At 37.4% G+C, this 15,276-nt stretch carries 11 protein-coding genes; 3 read left to right on the plus strand and 8 right to left on the minus strand.

Annotation, left to right across the window (positions count from 1 at the left end; genetic code table 11):
* Nucleotides 1-311 precede the first annotated feature (311 nt).
* The 8 genes from ACZZZK_RS07865 to ACZZZK_RS07900 all read right to left on the minus strand — a co-directional run bounded on the left by ACZZZK_RS07865 (nucleotide 312) and on the right by ACZZZK_RS07900 (nucleotide 7,746).
* Entirely contained in the window at nucleotides 312-1,190 is an 879-nt protein-coding gene (locus ACZZZK_RS07865) for a helix-turn-helix domain-containing protein (protein WP_463483663.1), read from the minus strand.
* A 267-nt stretch (nucleotides 1,191-1,457) separates the two neighbouring features.
* Nucleotides 1,458-2,456: a type I glyceraldehyde-3-phosphate dehydrogenase gene (gap, locus tag ACZZZK_RS07870; protein ID WP_463483664.1), complete on the minus strand. Its 999-nt coding sequence runs from the start codon at nucleotides 2,454-2,456 to the stop codon at nucleotides 1,458-1,460.
* 74 nt (nucleotides 2,457-2,530) lie between these two features.
* Complete coding sequence (locus ACZZZK_RS07875; protein WP_463483665.1) at nucleotides 2,531-3,616, minus strand: MraY family glycosyltransferase; 1,086 nt, start codon at nucleotides 3,614-3,616, stop codon at nucleotides 2,531-2,533.
* Between the two features lie 323 nt (nucleotides 3,617-3,939).
* Nucleotides 3,940-4,680 (minus strand): glycosyltransferase family 2 protein, encoded by a 741-nt coding sequence (locus ACZZZK_RS07880; RefSeq protein WP_463483666.1) that lies wholly within the window; start codon nucleotides 4,678-4,680, stop codon nucleotides 3,940-3,942.
* Nucleotides 4,649-5,029 carry a hypothetical protein gene (locus tag ACZZZK_RS07885; protein ID WP_463483667.1) on the minus strand — a complete coding sequence of 127 codons (381 nt, stop codon included), beginning with the start codon at nucleotides 5,027-5,029 and terminating at the stop codon, nucleotides 4,649-4,651. Before ACZZZK_RS07885 ends, ACZZZK_RS07880 begins: the two co-directional genes overlap by 32 nt.
* 74 nt (nucleotides 5,030-5,103) lie before the next feature.
* Nucleotides 5,104-5,490, minus strand: a complete 387-nt coding sequence (locus tag ACZZZK_RS07890) for a hypothetical protein (RefSeq protein ID WP_463483668.1) — start codon at nucleotides 5,488-5,490, stop codon at nucleotides 5,104-5,106.
* Between the two features lie 139 nt (nucleotides 5,491-5,629).
* Nucleotides 5,630-6,106: a hypothetical protein gene (locus tag ACZZZK_RS07895; RefSeq protein WP_463483669.1), complete on the minus strand. Its 477-nt coding sequence runs from the start codon at nucleotides 6,104-6,106 to the stop codon at nucleotides 5,630-5,632.
* A 1,217-nt stretch (nucleotides 6,107-7,323) separates the two neighbouring features.
* Nucleotides 7,324-7,746 (minus strand): hypothetical protein, encoded by a 423-nt coding sequence (locus tag ACZZZK_RS07900; RefSeq protein WP_463483670.1) that lies wholly within the window; start codon nucleotides 7,744-7,746, stop codon nucleotides 7,324-7,326.
* Between the two features lie 250 nt (nucleotides 7,747-7,996).
* Here ACZZZK_RS07900 and ACZZZK_RS07905 point away from each other — a divergent pair, with 250 nt between their 5' ends.
* The 3 genes from ACZZZK_RS07905 (at nucleotide 7,997) to ACZZZK_RS07915 (ending at nucleotide 15,270) form a co-directional block, all read left to right on the plus strand.
* Nucleotides 7,997-8,830, plus strand: a complete 834-nt coding sequence (locus tag ACZZZK_RS07905; protein WP_463483671.1) for a polysaccharide biosynthesis/export family protein — start codon at nucleotides 7,997-7,999, stop codon at nucleotides 8,828-8,830.
* A 201-nt stretch (nucleotides 8,831-9,031) separates the two neighbouring features.
* Complete coding sequence (locus ACZZZK_RS07910; RefSeq protein WP_463483672.1) at nucleotides 9,032-11,911, plus strand: triple tyrosine motif-containing protein; 2,880 nt, start codon at nucleotides 9,032-9,034, stop codon at nucleotides 11,909-11,911.
* A gap of 344 nt (nucleotides 11,912-12,255) precedes the next feature.
* Entirely contained in the window at nucleotides 12,256-15,270 is a 3,015-nt protein-coding gene (locus ACZZZK_RS07915) for a SusC/RagA family TonB-linked outer membrane protein (protein WP_463483673.1), read from the plus strand.
* The last annotated feature ends 6 nt before the right edge of the window (nucleotides 15,271-15,276 follow it).

Raw genomic sequence — 15,276 nt, forward strand, 5'->3', positions numbered from 1 at the left:
TTCTGAACGGAGTGCAAAGGTATTTCGAATTTTATTCCAAAAAAATATTAAAAAAGACAAATAAAGTATTAAAAAACAGACAGGATAAAAAACAGCGACAATTTTATGTCAATACACTGTTTATCAATAAAATAGCCAGTAAAAGGTGTTATTGACAATTATCAACAAAATGAATATTGTAGTAATAGACAGTCAAAATAAATACATTTTTGTAAAAATTAATCAGACAAGCGGCCAGCATCAAAATCGTATTTGTGGCTGAGCCTGCTATTGAATTTGCATGATTTAAGTGACGCTGGTGCGATGAGCAGTTACTGAACCGCCAGGCTATTTTGGAGATTGCGATACTTTTTCGGACTGTAGCCGGCATGTTTCGTAAAAAAAGCACTAAAATTATTTTCTTCGGTGAAACCCAGACGGTAGCTAATTTCTTTAATGGTAAGTGCACTATGACCAAGTAAGCTTTTTGCTTCTTCAAAAATCTTTTCTGTGGTAAGCTGCTTTGCCGATCTTCCGTGAACAGTGATAATCGCCTGGTTCAATCTTCGCGGACTGATCCCTAATTCATCTGCATAGAAATCGAGTTTTTTGGCTTGATGAAAGTTAAGATGAAGAATTTCGCGAAAACGGGTTGCGATTTTTTTATCTTCCTGATTGCTTTGTTGGATACCAGAAGTGATTAAACCCTGGTGATAAAATGTGGACCGAAGCAACATCGCCTGAACTGCGTTGTGCAGGATATCAATCACCATAGGGTTGTTCAACTGGCCAAGCAGCGCTTGCATATACAAAAGCTGCAACCGCACATATTCTACAATATCTATTGACGGGCTACTAAGGTAAATCTTACTTTGATCGAAAAATAAAGGTGTATTTTGGATGAAATAAGCGTCTGCAGGTGTTCTGGCATAGAAACCGTAATCGAAAATTACGATCCATAGATCTTCATTCTCTCTTTCCATAAAAGCATGATAACGATCAGGGCCAATAAATAGGAAATGACTTCTTGGGATGGCAATTTTTTCATTTTCAACACAATGAGAAATATCTTCGCCAACAGAGAACAAGATGGCAAAAAAAGGCCAACGTTGGGCTTTGTAAGGATTTTCAAGTTTTAAGCAAGCCTCTGAAGCTTTACAAATATGAATATGATCCTTAATAAGGAAGTCAAGATCTGTGGGAGCAGCCATTTCACTAAAAAGTTTTCTTTTCCGGGATTAGAAAGACAACGATTTCGAAGATATAATTTTATCAACGGAATGGCAACCATTTTTCAAAACCTGTGGTTGTAAAATGGAATTTCAAAATCATCTCGCCTTACTCCTATGCAAATTTCTCAATCTCTTAATCAATGCAAATATTGGTGGCTTTTTCTGATGAAAATGCATCGATGTTAGTAGAATAAGCGTTAAAAGAAATAATAAAAAATGCTGGAGTTTGGCTAAGAGTCTGAAACCTTATGCTGAATCTCGTAAAGATTTAATCTTCTTTACCACATCAATCAACCTGCTGCTGTAGCCATACTCATTATCGTACCAGCCTACCACCTTCACCATGTCGCCCACTATCGAAGTGAGCAAAGAATCAAAAGTACAGGAGTTTGGATTATCAATAATATCTACCGAAACAATCGGATCTTCCGTATACTCCAAAATTCCTTTAAGTTCGTTTTCAGAAGCCCGTTTAAAAGCCGCGTTGATTTCTTCAATGGTTGTTTTATTTTTTAAGAGACAAGTAAAATCAGTAAGTGAACCATTTAAAACAGGCACTCTGATCCCTGCACCTCCTAAACGCCCTTCCAATTCAGGGAAAATATGGGTAATCGCCTTTGCTGCCCCGGTTGTAGTTGGAATGATGGAAGATGAAGCCGCTCTCGCCCTTCGTAAATCTTTATGGTTGGAATCATGCAGATTTTGATCACCCGTCATCGAATGGATGGTAGTGATATATCCTTCCTCTACACCCCAATTATCGTTTAAAATCTTAATCATTGGCGCAATGTTGTTGGTGGTACAACTTGCATTAGAAAGAATCGGACTTTTTAAATCTATTTGATCGTCGTTAACGCCTAAAACCAACATCGGTATTTCATCGGCAGCGGGAGCAGAAATAAGCACCTGATTCGCTCCGGCATTAAGGTGTTTTTCAGCAGCCTCAACACTTAGGTTTTTTCCTGTACAATCCACCACTAAATCTACCCTCAAGGCCGACCACGGCAATTCGTCCGCATCTTTTATTGCGAAAACAGGGATCATTTTTTTATCGATAACAATTGCATCTGGTTTGGCAAAAACTTCACTTGCATGAACCCCATGCACACTATCGTATTTAAATAAATGTGCCATTGTTTTAGCATCAGCCAAATCATTAATTGCCACCACATCGAAACCCTCGGCCAATGCCAAACGCAAAAATGTTCTCCCTATTCTACCGAAACCATTAATCGCCAGCCTCATTACATTAATATTTTAGGCGCAAAAATACGCTTTATTTTGATATTAAAATTGAATGTGAAACCAGTAACTGAAAATTACGCCTTTCCAGGTATTGCCTTTGATAACCGCCAAGTGATCGCCCCATTATAAATAGCACAGATAGTGATTAAAAGCACAATCAACAAGAAATTACCTAAATGTTGAAGTAGAATGGTACACGCAATAATGGAAATATTTAACACTGTCGTGATCCAGACAATTTGATTTGGTTTTAAACCCAATCTTTGCAAGCGGTGATGGATATGATCACGATCGCCAGTGAATGGTGATTTTCTTTTTAATATCCTAATGGTAAATACCCTCAAAGAATCGAAAATGGGCACAATTAATATGGCAACAGCAATGGCAGGTGCAGAATAAAACGTGGGTTCATTATCGCCGGTAAATTTATTGATTTCTATAAACTTTATGGCCAGCGCAGCAGTAGTTAAACCGATAATCAGCGCCCCTGTATCTCCCATAAAAATCTTCGCCGGATACCAGTTGAACTTCAAAAACCCAGCTATTGCCCCGGTAAGAGCGAAGGAGATAAATGCATAAGGTATTTGATTGGCAGTAGCGAAGGCAATCCCAAAAGACAGGCCTGCCAGTATCCCGATTGAACCCGCCAAACCATCAATTCCATCTATGAGATTAAAAGCATTGTTCAGGAATATAATCAAAACAATGGAAAACAGGCCTCCCCACATCATATTCATATTGAAAATATTCAATACGCCATATAAACTACTTAACCGAAAATTACCAAAAAACACCAAAATGCCAGCTACCAACAACTGTAGGATAAATTTCGTACTGGTGTTAGTGCCATAAACATCATCTTTTAAACCCAGGGCCGATAAAATAATACAAGAAACTATTAAGTAGTTTGCTTCCTTAAAATTTATTATGGCCGAAAATAGTAAGGTGCTAATCGTAAAACTGGCCACAATTGCCAAACCGCCTAAACGGGATATACTTAAATTATGGTTTTTTCGGTGTAAATCATTTGTATCGAACAGTTTGTACTTCAACGAAGTGAAAATGATGGATGGAGTACTTAATAATACCATCGCAAATGCCAATAAGGCAATGGCGCCGTAAAAGACGATAGGATGTGCAACAATTAAATCTGTAAACAAAACGGGAACGGTTTGAACAAATATAGGGAATGATGTTGATTTTGCATTGGTGATTAGCCAATTAACTTGACATAAGTCAAAACTGGTGGGCTAAGATTACCGCTCTCAGCAATTTGCGAAGTGGAGAAGATCGGCCGAAGCATTCTATCTTTTTTTTTCAAAAATGACGTCATTGCTAAGCCGATTTTTCATCGGCTGTGGCAATCTACTCTCCTCATTGTTAAGATGAATAGCCCTATCAGCAGTCGTCATTCTCGCGAAGGCGGGAATCTTAATGCCACTACAATCAAATAGCATTACAAAAAAATTGAGAATGATAATTATTAAAACTGCTTCAACTTACTAAGCTTTTTCCTTAGCAAAACCCAAACTGGATTTGGAATTTTATTTCGCAGTAAAGCTTTATAATCATTTTTTAATGCATGTAGCAAACTTGAAGCATTTCTATTGCTTACGCCACCTGTGCGCATATTTACCATCAATAGTGGAAGATAAACAGCTTTCAACTTGTCTGTATGGAAAAACCTTAAAATCAAATCATAATCTGCAGCCGTTCCCATATCGAGGGCATAATTTCCATACGGCTTAAATAGTTCTCGTTTGAGATACAATGTGGGATGAGCGGGCATCCAGCCTTTTTCGATATCCTTAGAATCGGCCTGGTGAGAACGCCACTGCCTCACAATTTTTCTTTTATCTGCTGTGATATAATTTAAATCTCCGTAAACTGCCTGAGTAACTGGCTGGGCGGCAAAAGCCTTTGCAATCGCTGCGACCACATGACTTCCGACCAACATATCATCAGCATTGAGCAGTCCAATCACCTCTCCTGAAGCCAGTTTTATTCCCTTATTAATGGCATCATAAAGTCCTTGGTCTTTTTCGGAAACCAGATGGGTAACATTCTGCTTGTACTTTTCGATGATGTTTAGGGTTTGATCCGTAGAGCCACCATCAATAATGATATACTCAATAGGTTTATAAGATTGATTGATTACGGATTCGATACAATCTTTAATGTATGGTTCTGCATTATAAACTACGGTAATGATGGAGATTTTCATCTTTTAAAGAAGCTTGCCTTTTTCTGATCTGAAAGAAAGCAATGCCAGCCGTAAAGATAAATAATAGCGGGATATAATCATCGATTGGGCACTGCTGATAATATGTACCTTTAATACCACCCCTACCATGACCAACACAACCTAATGATGGCTGAGAAGCATCTAATAACCATTGACAGTTTGCATCTGGTTGTATGTTTGGAACATTAGAAAAAGCACCTCCAGGTGGGGCAGTTTGATAAATAAGAAGCTCCGGATACCCCGGTACGAGACATCCATATTCAGCAAATATTTTGTTTGGGATGGAGATAGTTATTAAGAGCGGGATGATTAAACCTAACTTCTTCATAAGCAGTGGTGTTAATCATTGCAGGAAGATAGGAAATATATAGGAAAATAAAGAAACTGAAATTAGATAGAAAACTATATTTTTCTTTTCCTAATCACGAAGATACCTAACGCGGCTGCAGATGCACCGAAAGCCCAGGAGTAATCATCAAGGGGGCAATTAACAACCGTTCGATTTGCTATTTTTCCATTATAAGTAGCAGTTGAACATCCTGTTATAATTCCTAAAACATTGGTACTGTATCCAAAAGGACACACTGTGCAGTTCTGCGATGTCGCAATCCATTTAATTTGAGAATTTGCTATGCAGGCTGTTGTACCAGGCTCATTTGGATTGGCCTGATAGACAGGATTACCTCCAAAAACAAGAGCTAAAACCGCATTTATAATACCTCGGTCGTCCTGCACGGTATAGGTGGTATTATTTGATGAAACCAGACAACCAGTTTGGGCTTTGGACAAATTTGCTATAAATAAGAATATTATGAAATAAAGACATGTCTTGATAAACATATTGCTAGCGCTGATGTACACGAAATTACATCAATCCCATCCGTGAACATACGTTCATTTCATTCAATATGCTTCTAGATATCCATCATTATGTGAGATAACTCAATGTAATTTGCCGACGGATAAATAAAAACCCCAAGCCTGCAAAAATCGCCAAGAGTAATGGAATGTAATCGTCAATTGGCAAATTTGAAGCTACGCAATTCGTTCTTACATCAAATTCAACCCATGAGCCATAACTCACATTACTATCATTATCGTCCGGATTTTTAATATCGTTTACCCAACATGAAGTAGCAAATCCTACCTCGCTATGCAACCTTAGCTCACCCGGTGAATATTCAAGGCAATTTACTGGTGGATTATAGACTTTAAATTTTTTTTGTCCATTTCTATTGTAAACCCTATAATTACCATTACTATAAAATTTTGTTGATCCGGAAAATGCATCTAAATATATAATACCGGGTCCACCGTCAATTAAGCATCCGACTTTCGTTTCTGCTAGACCTGCAACTGTAAAAAAATAGAAAAATAAAAAGGGTAATAGGAATGGAGCTTTCATAAACGGAACAAAATATAAGGTTATTTAGTAGCATAAAAACTACAAAACGCCGCGAATATGAAAATTTAAATCAGAAATAAAAATTGCATAAACCTAAATTCGTAGCCTTTCTAGGAATACAAGTTTGGAATAATTACAAGGTAATAAGTGTACTTTTAACAAAAACCTCCTCTGATATTGAAAAAAGGTGAGTTGTGATTTAAAAAGCTAACTAGGAGATTATTAGCAAACGAAAAATTAAGAGAAAAAGCTGACATGATCATTTGACAAATGTCATGAACAAAATGAACAAGAGAAATTGTGGATTAACATGACACTGATAAATCATGTGCGAGATCCTTGGTTAGAAAAGGCAGAAGTTACAAATCTTGCCATGTTAATTGGCTTGGAGAATTGCAAGTTGATTTCAAGCTGGTGCAAGCTTATCGCTTGGGACTAAATGCGTAAATTTGGGGCGGATTACATAAACTAATAGTATGACAAATGGGATACCTACATTACAATAGCTATAAATAACTAGTGATGAGTCTTAGCGTGACGCTACGACTAGATGGGTAAAGTAACTGGGATGCCTACATTACAATAAAGGGTACAAAGATAAGTCTTAGCGAGACGCTACGACTAAGTTGCATCTTGGTGTGAATGGTATTAGTAGTATTAAACATAATCTTGTAAATATCTCCTACGATAATAAATAAATGAAAATACGCAAAACGGAAAAATGAGCCAATAAATATGGCTATCCAACGGACAGTTCAACCTATCGTAAGTTACGATAGTTCCTGGAAACTGATAGACACCGTTCGTTCCTGCGCAAGCTCTGCAGACTGTGCCAGGCAGAGGATTGGTAATATTTGCATAACTGTTAGAACCTGATAATCCTGCTTGACACTGGGCCAACGTTCCATAATAACTACAATTATAATTAGTTCCACTGACTAATGTGTAATATACGCCAGGGGTAGGGCCAGATAACACCCTACAACCAGTCGCCGAATAAGAAAACTCAAACGCAAAAACAAAAAATATTATTAAAATTAAATTTGATAAGTATTTCATAAGCAGAATTGGAAACGAGCAAATTCCACCTCAAAAATAACTGCGTATTTTTAAAAACGCGAATAAATCTATTTAATCATACAAAAAAAGAGTTTTTGGTAGTTAAATATGAGTATATAGTTAATTAAACGTTTGAATGGATTGCCGCTGGGGAAAGACTATAAAGTCAATGCTTCTTCAAATTTAATTGTTGTGTGCTTACGCAGATAAAAGATACCCAAAATACCTATTGGCAATATTAAAAACAATACATAATCATCAAGTGGGCAACCAATTGTGCTAGCAGTAAACGTTCCACTAAATCCTGTTTGGGGACTTGCATAGACATAACAAAAGCAGCCAAAAACATCAAATGATCTACTAGCTGAAACGTAACATGTTGGACCTGTAACAGGGGTCCAGCTACATCTATTAGTAGGAAGAGTATTTATTGATGATGTTTTAAAATAGTTTGTGAACGTGTAATCATCAGTATAAATGATGTTATTCGGAAGAAGACAACCCGTAGCAGTACTTGATTGAGCCTTTACAAGAAAATGCGAACAAAAGAAAACGACAAACATTAAAAACAACCTCTTCATAATAATAATTTTATTACTTCCAAGGGGTGTGCTTCAACAATAGGGGTACACAAAGATACGGCTAACCAATAAAATAAACGCTTGGTTACCACTTTAATAATTGACATATGTCAAAATTTTATTTTTCTAAGTCTTAGTGATTAAACGTTTAATTTCCATATGCCTTCCCCCCCCATTTTATAAATTTTCGATTTCATATATTAAAAAGTATTTTTGTTTCTTAATAAACCAAACCTTGTCTCCGCCTTTTATGATTTTCATTCACATCAAGAAATACTTCCTTTTTATTGCTATAATTTCTATTCTTGCCGTTTTGAGTTCGTGTGGTGTGCGTAAAGAACGCACCTTATTTAATGCGCCGAGCGATATCGTTACAGATACCATCAAACAGGTTTATGTAGTGAACGATCAGGGCATTAGTGATGCCTATTATAAAATAAAAGTGAACGACCAACTGGCTATCCGCAACGTACAAAACTTCGAATTCGGTGCAACAGGCAATACAACAGGTTCGGCAGCAAGTAGCAATAGCCGACAAAGCAGCGCCTCCGGCGGAATCAATAACGTACTTTCCTATCCTGTAGATTTAGATGGAATGGTTAATTTACCGGCCATTGGTAAGGTAGAAGTAATCGGTTTAACCAGAAGAGAAGCGGCTATTAAAATTCAGGACCTCTATAAAAACAAATTGTTGAAAGACCCCATCATTGAATTGTCTGTGGTGAATTTAAAGGTGACACTATTGGGCGAATTTAGTAAACAAGGCAACTTTTTACTAGAACGGGATAATACCACGCTCATCGATATTATCGGCGAAGCGGGAGGAATTACCAAAACTGCCGATCCGAAAACATTAAAAATTATTCGTGGCGACCGGGCAAACCCTGAACTTATTTATGTTAACCTAAATGACATCAACAGTTTGGCAAGCAAAAAACTGGTATTGCAAAATCATGATATTATCGTGCTTCAACCTACCAAAAGTTCGGCCACTAGTGATAAACTTCAGAGCCTGAACAATATTTTACAGCCGCTTTTAGTGGTAGTGAATTTGGCTGTGTTGATCTTTACAGTAACGAGGTAGTTTTGAGTTGGGAGTTGAGAGTTTCTAGTCCGGAGTCGGTAGTCAAAAGCTAGGTTGTCTAGCTGGGAGTTGAGCGTTGGGAGTTGGGAGCAAATGGTTGGGAGGTATTTCTTCTTTGTTACTCTTGTCTCTATTCTTTAATCCTTGTTCCTTATTCTTTGTTCCTGGTTCTTTAATCATTTGTTCTATTATCCATAATATATGCATAAATTTTTTCACCTTTTATTACTCCTTTCCCTATTTGCCCAAATAACCAATGCTTCTGACATCAAAAGCATTGGGGTGCCATATATCGAAAATTACCCAAAATCGGTTTACGCATCAGGCAATCAAAATTGGAGCATTGCGAAGGATAAAAATGGCATCATGTACTTCGGGAATGCCGAAGGTCTCTTAACCTTCGATGGCAAATATTGGCAAAAGTACCAAATGCCCAACCGACAAATTGTTCGTTCAGTAGCGACTGACAATAATGGAAAAATATATACTGGAGCTTTTGGTGAATTTGGGTACTGGGCTTATACCAACAACAAATTAACATATCAATCACTCACCCCGCTCCTACCAAAAGGCAATAAAGTAAGTGATGAAATCTGGAAAATATATGTGGATAAAGATCGTGTGATTTTTCAATCCTTCTCCAGGATATTTATTTATAAAAATGGAAAAATTGAGATCATTAAAGCACCATCTTCCTTTCTCTTTTTACATCAGGTAAACAACAAATACATTGTCGAGGTGCTCGACAAAGGTTTATTTGAATTAGCAGGAAACCAATTGAAGTTTATTCCGAATAGTGAAAAGCTGGGTAAACAAGGTGTGCTCTCTATCTTACCCTATAAAAATGGTGGTTTCATTATTGGCACCAGTAAAAACGGCCTGTTTACTTTCGATGGAAAAGATTTTGCACCTCTTGCTACCCCAGCCAACGACTATCTCAAAACTTACCAACTAAATAATGGTGTAAAGCTCTTAAATAAATATTATGCTTATGGCACCATTCTAAATGGATTAATCATCATTGATGAAAGTGGCCGGGTAGTGCAACGCATCAACAAATCGAGTGGTTTACAAAATAATACGGTATTAAGTATTTTTGCCGATAACGAGCAAAATCTGTGGACGGGTTTGGATAATGGAATCGACCGCATTGAGTTAAACTCCCCACTTTATTTCTATTTCGATAAAACCGGACAGTTCGGAACCGTTTACTCCAGCATCATTTTTAAAGATAAAATTTACCTGGGGACTAACCAGGGCTTGTTTTACAGCAATTGGTCTAAAAACGATGAATTAACTCCTTTCAATTTTCGCCTTATTCCAAGTTCGCAAGGGCAGGTTTGGGATCTCGCCATCGTGAATAACGAATTAATTTGTGGTCACAATAGTGGTACTTTTAAAGTTTTAGGCGATCAAATCAGTTGGATCTCGTCGGTAAGTGGCGGTTGGACCATTAAACAACTTCATTCTAACCCCAACTATTTTATCCAGGGAACTTATGTCGGGTTATCACTCTATCAAAATACCGCGTCGGGATTAAAATTTGATGGTAAAGTTTTAGGCTTTACAGAACCATCCAGATTCATTGAGCAAGATAACAAAGGCGATATTTGGGTAGCCCACGCCTATAAGGGCTTATACAAACTCACCCTGAACAGCACTTTTAGCAAAGTAACCAGTGTAAAATATTTCGATGAACAGAATGGCTTACCTGGAAACTATAACGTAAATATTTTCAATCTGGAGAATAGAATTGTGTTCTCCTCCGATAAAGGATTTTACACTTACGATGAATTGAGCAATAAATTTACTTTGTATGATGTGCTCAACAAAAGCCTCGGCTCATTCTCTACTTCTAACAAAATTATTAGTGCGGTCAATAAAAAGTATTGGTTTATCGATCATGGCAAAACCTCATTGGTAAACTTTTCCGAACCTGGGAAAATAGAAATCGACTCCAATCAGTTTAGCCTTTTAGATGGCAGAATGGTTCAATACTATGAAAACATTAGTCAAATTGGAAATTCTATTTATTTGATCAGTGTTGATGATGGTTTCGTAATTTACAATAATCTGCTTAGCCAATCGCCTGGCAAAAGGAAACTTCCAACAGTTTTAATCCGGAGGATTGAAGACATCACAGATAAGTATTTCACAATCAGCGAAACAGGCAATCACAATGAAGAAACGGAGATACCAAACAGCAGGAACAACATTAGGATCTCATTTGCCCTGCCGTATTACCGACAGGCAAAGCTCAAATTTCAATACTATTTAGAAGGATATTCTAAAGATTGGTCGGATTGGAGTGTGGCTACCCAAAAAGATTTTACCAACCTGAGCAGCGGCACTTATAAATTCAAGGTGCGGGCAAAAATCAATGATTCTTCGATTAGCGAGATCACCACTTTCGAGTTCACCATCCTCCGGCCATGGTATCTAAGCAACATTGCTATTGTTTTATACTCAATTTTAGTTGTGGTCGTATTACTCGTGGGCAAAAAGCTGTACGAAGCAAAGCTGAAACGCGATAGTCATAAGATTAGTGAGCGGTTGAAAGCAGAGCAGGATGAAATTCTAAAACAGGAGGCCGAAGTAAACGAAAAGCAAATTATAAAGCTGCAAACCGAAAAGCTTCAGGCAGAGCTGGCCTCCAAAAATAGAGAACTTGCCAACTCGGCCATGACCTTGGTTTATAAAAATGAGCTGCTTCAAAAACTGAGTGATGAAATTACCAAGCTGAAAGATGAGAATGGCAAGAAGCTTTCAGACGATCAGACTAAAAAAATTCAAAAGGTAATTAACGATGGAATGAATGATGAGCGGGATTGGCATTTATTCGAAAACAGCTTTAATGAGGCCCATGAAAGTTTCTTCAAAAAGCTTAAAGCACAACATCCGGATTTGGTACCGAACGACCTGAAGCTTTGTGCCTATCTGCGGATGAACATGAGCAGTAAAGAGATGTCGTCATTGCTAAATATTAGCCTAAGAGGTGTGGAAATTCGCCGCTATCGCTTGCGTAAAAAACTGGAAGTACCACACGATAAAAACCTAACTGAATTCTTAATGGAATTGTAACTTCAAAGAAGAAAACTAAGCCGAAACATCGTCGGGAACGTTTGCATAAAAACGATATTCTTTAGAATTTCAAACATCGGATGGTTAAAAACACTACATCATTACCTCTCATAACTATTTTTTTACCCCTACAAAAGCCTTAGTGTAACTTACACACTTAACTCGGGTAATTAATTAGTTACAAAGCTTAAAAATTGCCTTTTTGGCCCAAAATGCTAATTGGTTTTCCTCTGAAAAAACTTCTCTTATAAAAATGATGTATTAATGTTGAGGTAAAAGCACTTGCACAACCAAAAAAACAACCCCACATTTATCCTATCAATTAAACTAAATTTTTAATAAGCATGAAAAGAATTTTTACAAGAATTTCTGTTCTGGCCGTATTTCTTTTACTCGCAATTAACGTAGCGTTTGCGCAAAACATCACTGTAAAAGGTGTGGTAACAGATGGAGGTGATAAAACTCCGTTACCTGGCGTAACTATCTTAATTAAAGGAGCACAAGGAGGCACTCAAACAGATGCAAATGGTAACTACTCCATCAGTGTACCATCTACAGCAACATTAGTCTTTAATTTTGTAGGCTATACTGCCCAAGAGCAAGCAGTTGGCAACCGAACAACTATTAATGTAGCATTAGCTTCAAGTACACAACAGTTAGATCAAGTTGTGGTTGTGGGTTACGGTACACAAAGGAAAATCGATGTTACCGGATCGGTAGCCACAGTTAAAGGCGAAGATATATCAAAGCAAGCTTCGGTAAATCCCGTAAGTGCTTTGCAAGGTAAAGTTGCTGGTGTTTCTATAACCAACAACGGTGCTCCGGGTTCGTCTCCACAAATTACGATTCGTGGTACTGGAACAGTTTATGGCAATACTGGTGTTCTATACGTTGTCGATGGTGTATGGTATGATGAGATTAGCTTCTTAAACCCGGCCGACATCGAGAATATTAGCATTTTGAAAGATGCGTCTTCTCAATCTATCTACGGTATCAGAGCAGCAAATGGTGTTGTTTTGGTAACCACAAAGAGAGGTAAAACTGGCGAACCTAGCATAGCTTATAATGGCTCTATCGGTTATAAGGCTGTAACTAACCAAGTTGAAATGGCTAATGCAACAGAATATGCAACCATTATTAACGAACTATCTGCATCTAACGGCGCCAATCCGTTGTTTGCTAACCCGTCTTCATTTGGTACTGGTACAAACTGGTACAATCAAGCATTTAGAAATGCTTTACAAACGAATCATCAAATCTCAGTAAATGGTGGAACGGAGAAAACAACTTACAATTTCTCTTTAGGTTACACCAATGAGGATGGAATAGTGAAAACTCAGAACTATAAGCGTTATACAGCTAAATTATCTAATGATTTTCAAGTTTTAAAACCTTTAAAAATCGGGTATACCGTTTCGGGTACAGCTATTAACACAAACGACATAAACGATGGTATATTTCGTCAGCTCTACACAGCAGGACCAGTAGTTCCTGTTTATTATGCTGATGGAACTTATGGTGATGCGAATGATTTTAGCTTAGGTGGTGGAAACAATTTCAATCCACAGGTTACTTTAGATTATTTTAATCAGAAATCTAAAAACTATAGAATGAATGGAAATGTTTATGCCGAATTGACGTTTGCCAAAAACTTTACCTTTAAAACTAGCGCTGGCGGAGATTTTGGCCAGAATGAGGTAAGAGCATACACACCAGTATATGCAGCAACACAAGGGCAGAGAACAACACAAAGCACATTAGAAATAAAAAGAAATGAAACAAGAAACTGGATTTTAGAAAACACCTTAACGTACAAAAATACGTTTGGCAATCACAACATCACAGCTTTAATCGGAACAACAGCGCAACGAAGAAAATCTTACTTCATTAATTCGAAAGCTTTTGATGTTCCCTATTCAAGTGATGGTGACTTATATCTAGCTCTAGGAACTGCGGCCACACGTACTGTATTAGACGGTGGAAGTTTATCAACTTCAGCTTCTTACTTTGGTCGCGTTAATTATTCTTATAAAGATAAATATCTGTTAAATGCGACAATTCGTAGAGACGGAGCATCTCAATTTTTTGGGGGAGGCGATTTATGGGGTAATTTCCCAGCAGTTGGAGCAGGTTGGGTAATCAGCAATGAAGATTTCATGAAAGATCAAAAAGTTGTTAATTACCTAAAATTAAAAGGATCTTGGGGTAAAGTAGGCAACGCAGGTGTTCCAATTAACCCAACTACGCTCACCGTATCTCAAGGTGGTGATTTAGTAGCCTTTTTTAACGGAGTTGGATATACTGGCGCAAACATCAACTCATTGGTTCCTTCTTTTCTAAATTGGGAGCGGACAACGGGCACAGATGTTGGTATTGAAGCAAGATTTTTGGATAATCGTTTAAGCATTGAAACAGGTATCTATAATAAAAAAACTGAACAAGCCATTTTTGAAATTCCAGTTTTAAGTTCTATCGGAACGGCATCGGGATCATTAATTGGTAACCAGGCAGATTTTCAAAATAGAGGATTTGAATTTTTAGCAACATTTACTGATAAATCAAAAGGCGGTTTTGGATATTCAATTAGTGGGAATATCGGAATTAACAACAATAAAGTTATATCTGTGGTAACTGGTTTAAATCCAATTTATGCAGGTGGTGCTGGAATAGCTAATGGTGCGTTAGCAACACGTACAATTCAAGGTGGTGCAATTGGAGAATTCTTCGGTTACGATGTAGCTGGAATATTTCAAAATAACGCTGAAGTTGCTGCATCAGCACAAAAAACAGCCAAGCCAGGTGATTTTAGATATGTAGATCAAAACGGTGATGGAATTATTGATGGTAAAGACCGTATTGTTTTAGGTAACCCTAATCCTAAATTCAGTTATGGTTTAAATACGTCGTTCAACTATAAGAACTTCGATATGTCATTAGACATACAAGGAGTGGCTGGCGTGGACGTATTTAATGCAAATGTTGCGTATCGTTTTGGTAACGAAAACTTTAGCAAAGACTTTTACGATAACAGATGGCAAGGACCTGGCACTTCAACCACCTATCCTTCTGCTGCTGTAGGTTCAACTGCAAATGCTGCCCCTAATTCATTTTATGTTGAAGACGGTTCATACATTCGTTTAAGAAATATTCAATTGGGATATGCTTTGCCATCAATGTTAATGAGCAAATGGAAAATGCAAAGAATAAGAGTTTTTGTTGATGCGCAAAATGCTGTGAATCTTTTTGGATATAAAGGCTTCACTCCTGAAATTGGAGGAACGCCAACAAATGCAGGAATTGATGCAAGCGTTTATCCTTTATCAGCTACTTATAGATTAGGTCTTCAAGTTACTTTCTAATAAAAA

The organism is Pedobacter sp. AC163, from assembly GCF_979258665.1.

Excerpts from the sequence above, each read along its gene's own strand:
- ACZZZK_RS07865 (WP_463483663.1), bottom strand. The coding sequence starts at position 1,190 with ATGGCTGCTCCCACAGATCTTGACTTCCTTATTAAGGATCATATTCAT.
- ACZZZK_RS07915 (WP_463483673.1), top strand. The coding sequence starts at position 12,256 with ATGAAAAGAATTTTTACAAGAATTTCTGTTCTGGCCGTATTTCTTTTA.
- ACZZZK_RS07885 (WP_463483667.1), bottom strand. The coding sequence starts at position 5,029 with ATGAAGAAGTTAGGTTTAATCATCCCGCTCTTAATAACTATCTCCATC.
- ACZZZK_RS07900 (WP_463483670.1), bottom strand. The coding sequence starts at position 7,746 with ATGAAGAGGTTGTTTTTAATGTTTGTCGTTTTCTTTTGTTCGCATTTT.
- ACZZZK_RS07905 (WP_463483671.1), top strand. The coding sequence starts at position 7,997 with ATGATTTTCATTCACATCAAGAAATACTTCCTTTTTATTGCTATAATT.
- ACZZZK_RS07910 (WP_463483672.1), top strand. The coding sequence starts at position 9,032 with ATGCATAAATTTTTTCACCTTTTATTACTCCTTTCCCTATTTGCCCAA.
- gap (WP_463483664.1), bottom strand. The coding sequence starts at position 2,456 with ATGAGGCTGGCGATTAATGGTTTCGGTAGAATAGGGAGAACATTTTTG.
- ACZZZK_RS07895 (WP_463483669.1), bottom strand. The coding sequence starts at position 6,106 with ATGAAAGCTCCATTCCTATTACCCTTTTTATTTTTCTATTTTTTTACA.
- ACZZZK_RS07880 (WP_463483666.1), bottom strand. The coding sequence starts at position 4,680 with ATGAAAATCTCCATCATTACCGTAGTTTATAATGCAGAACCATACATT.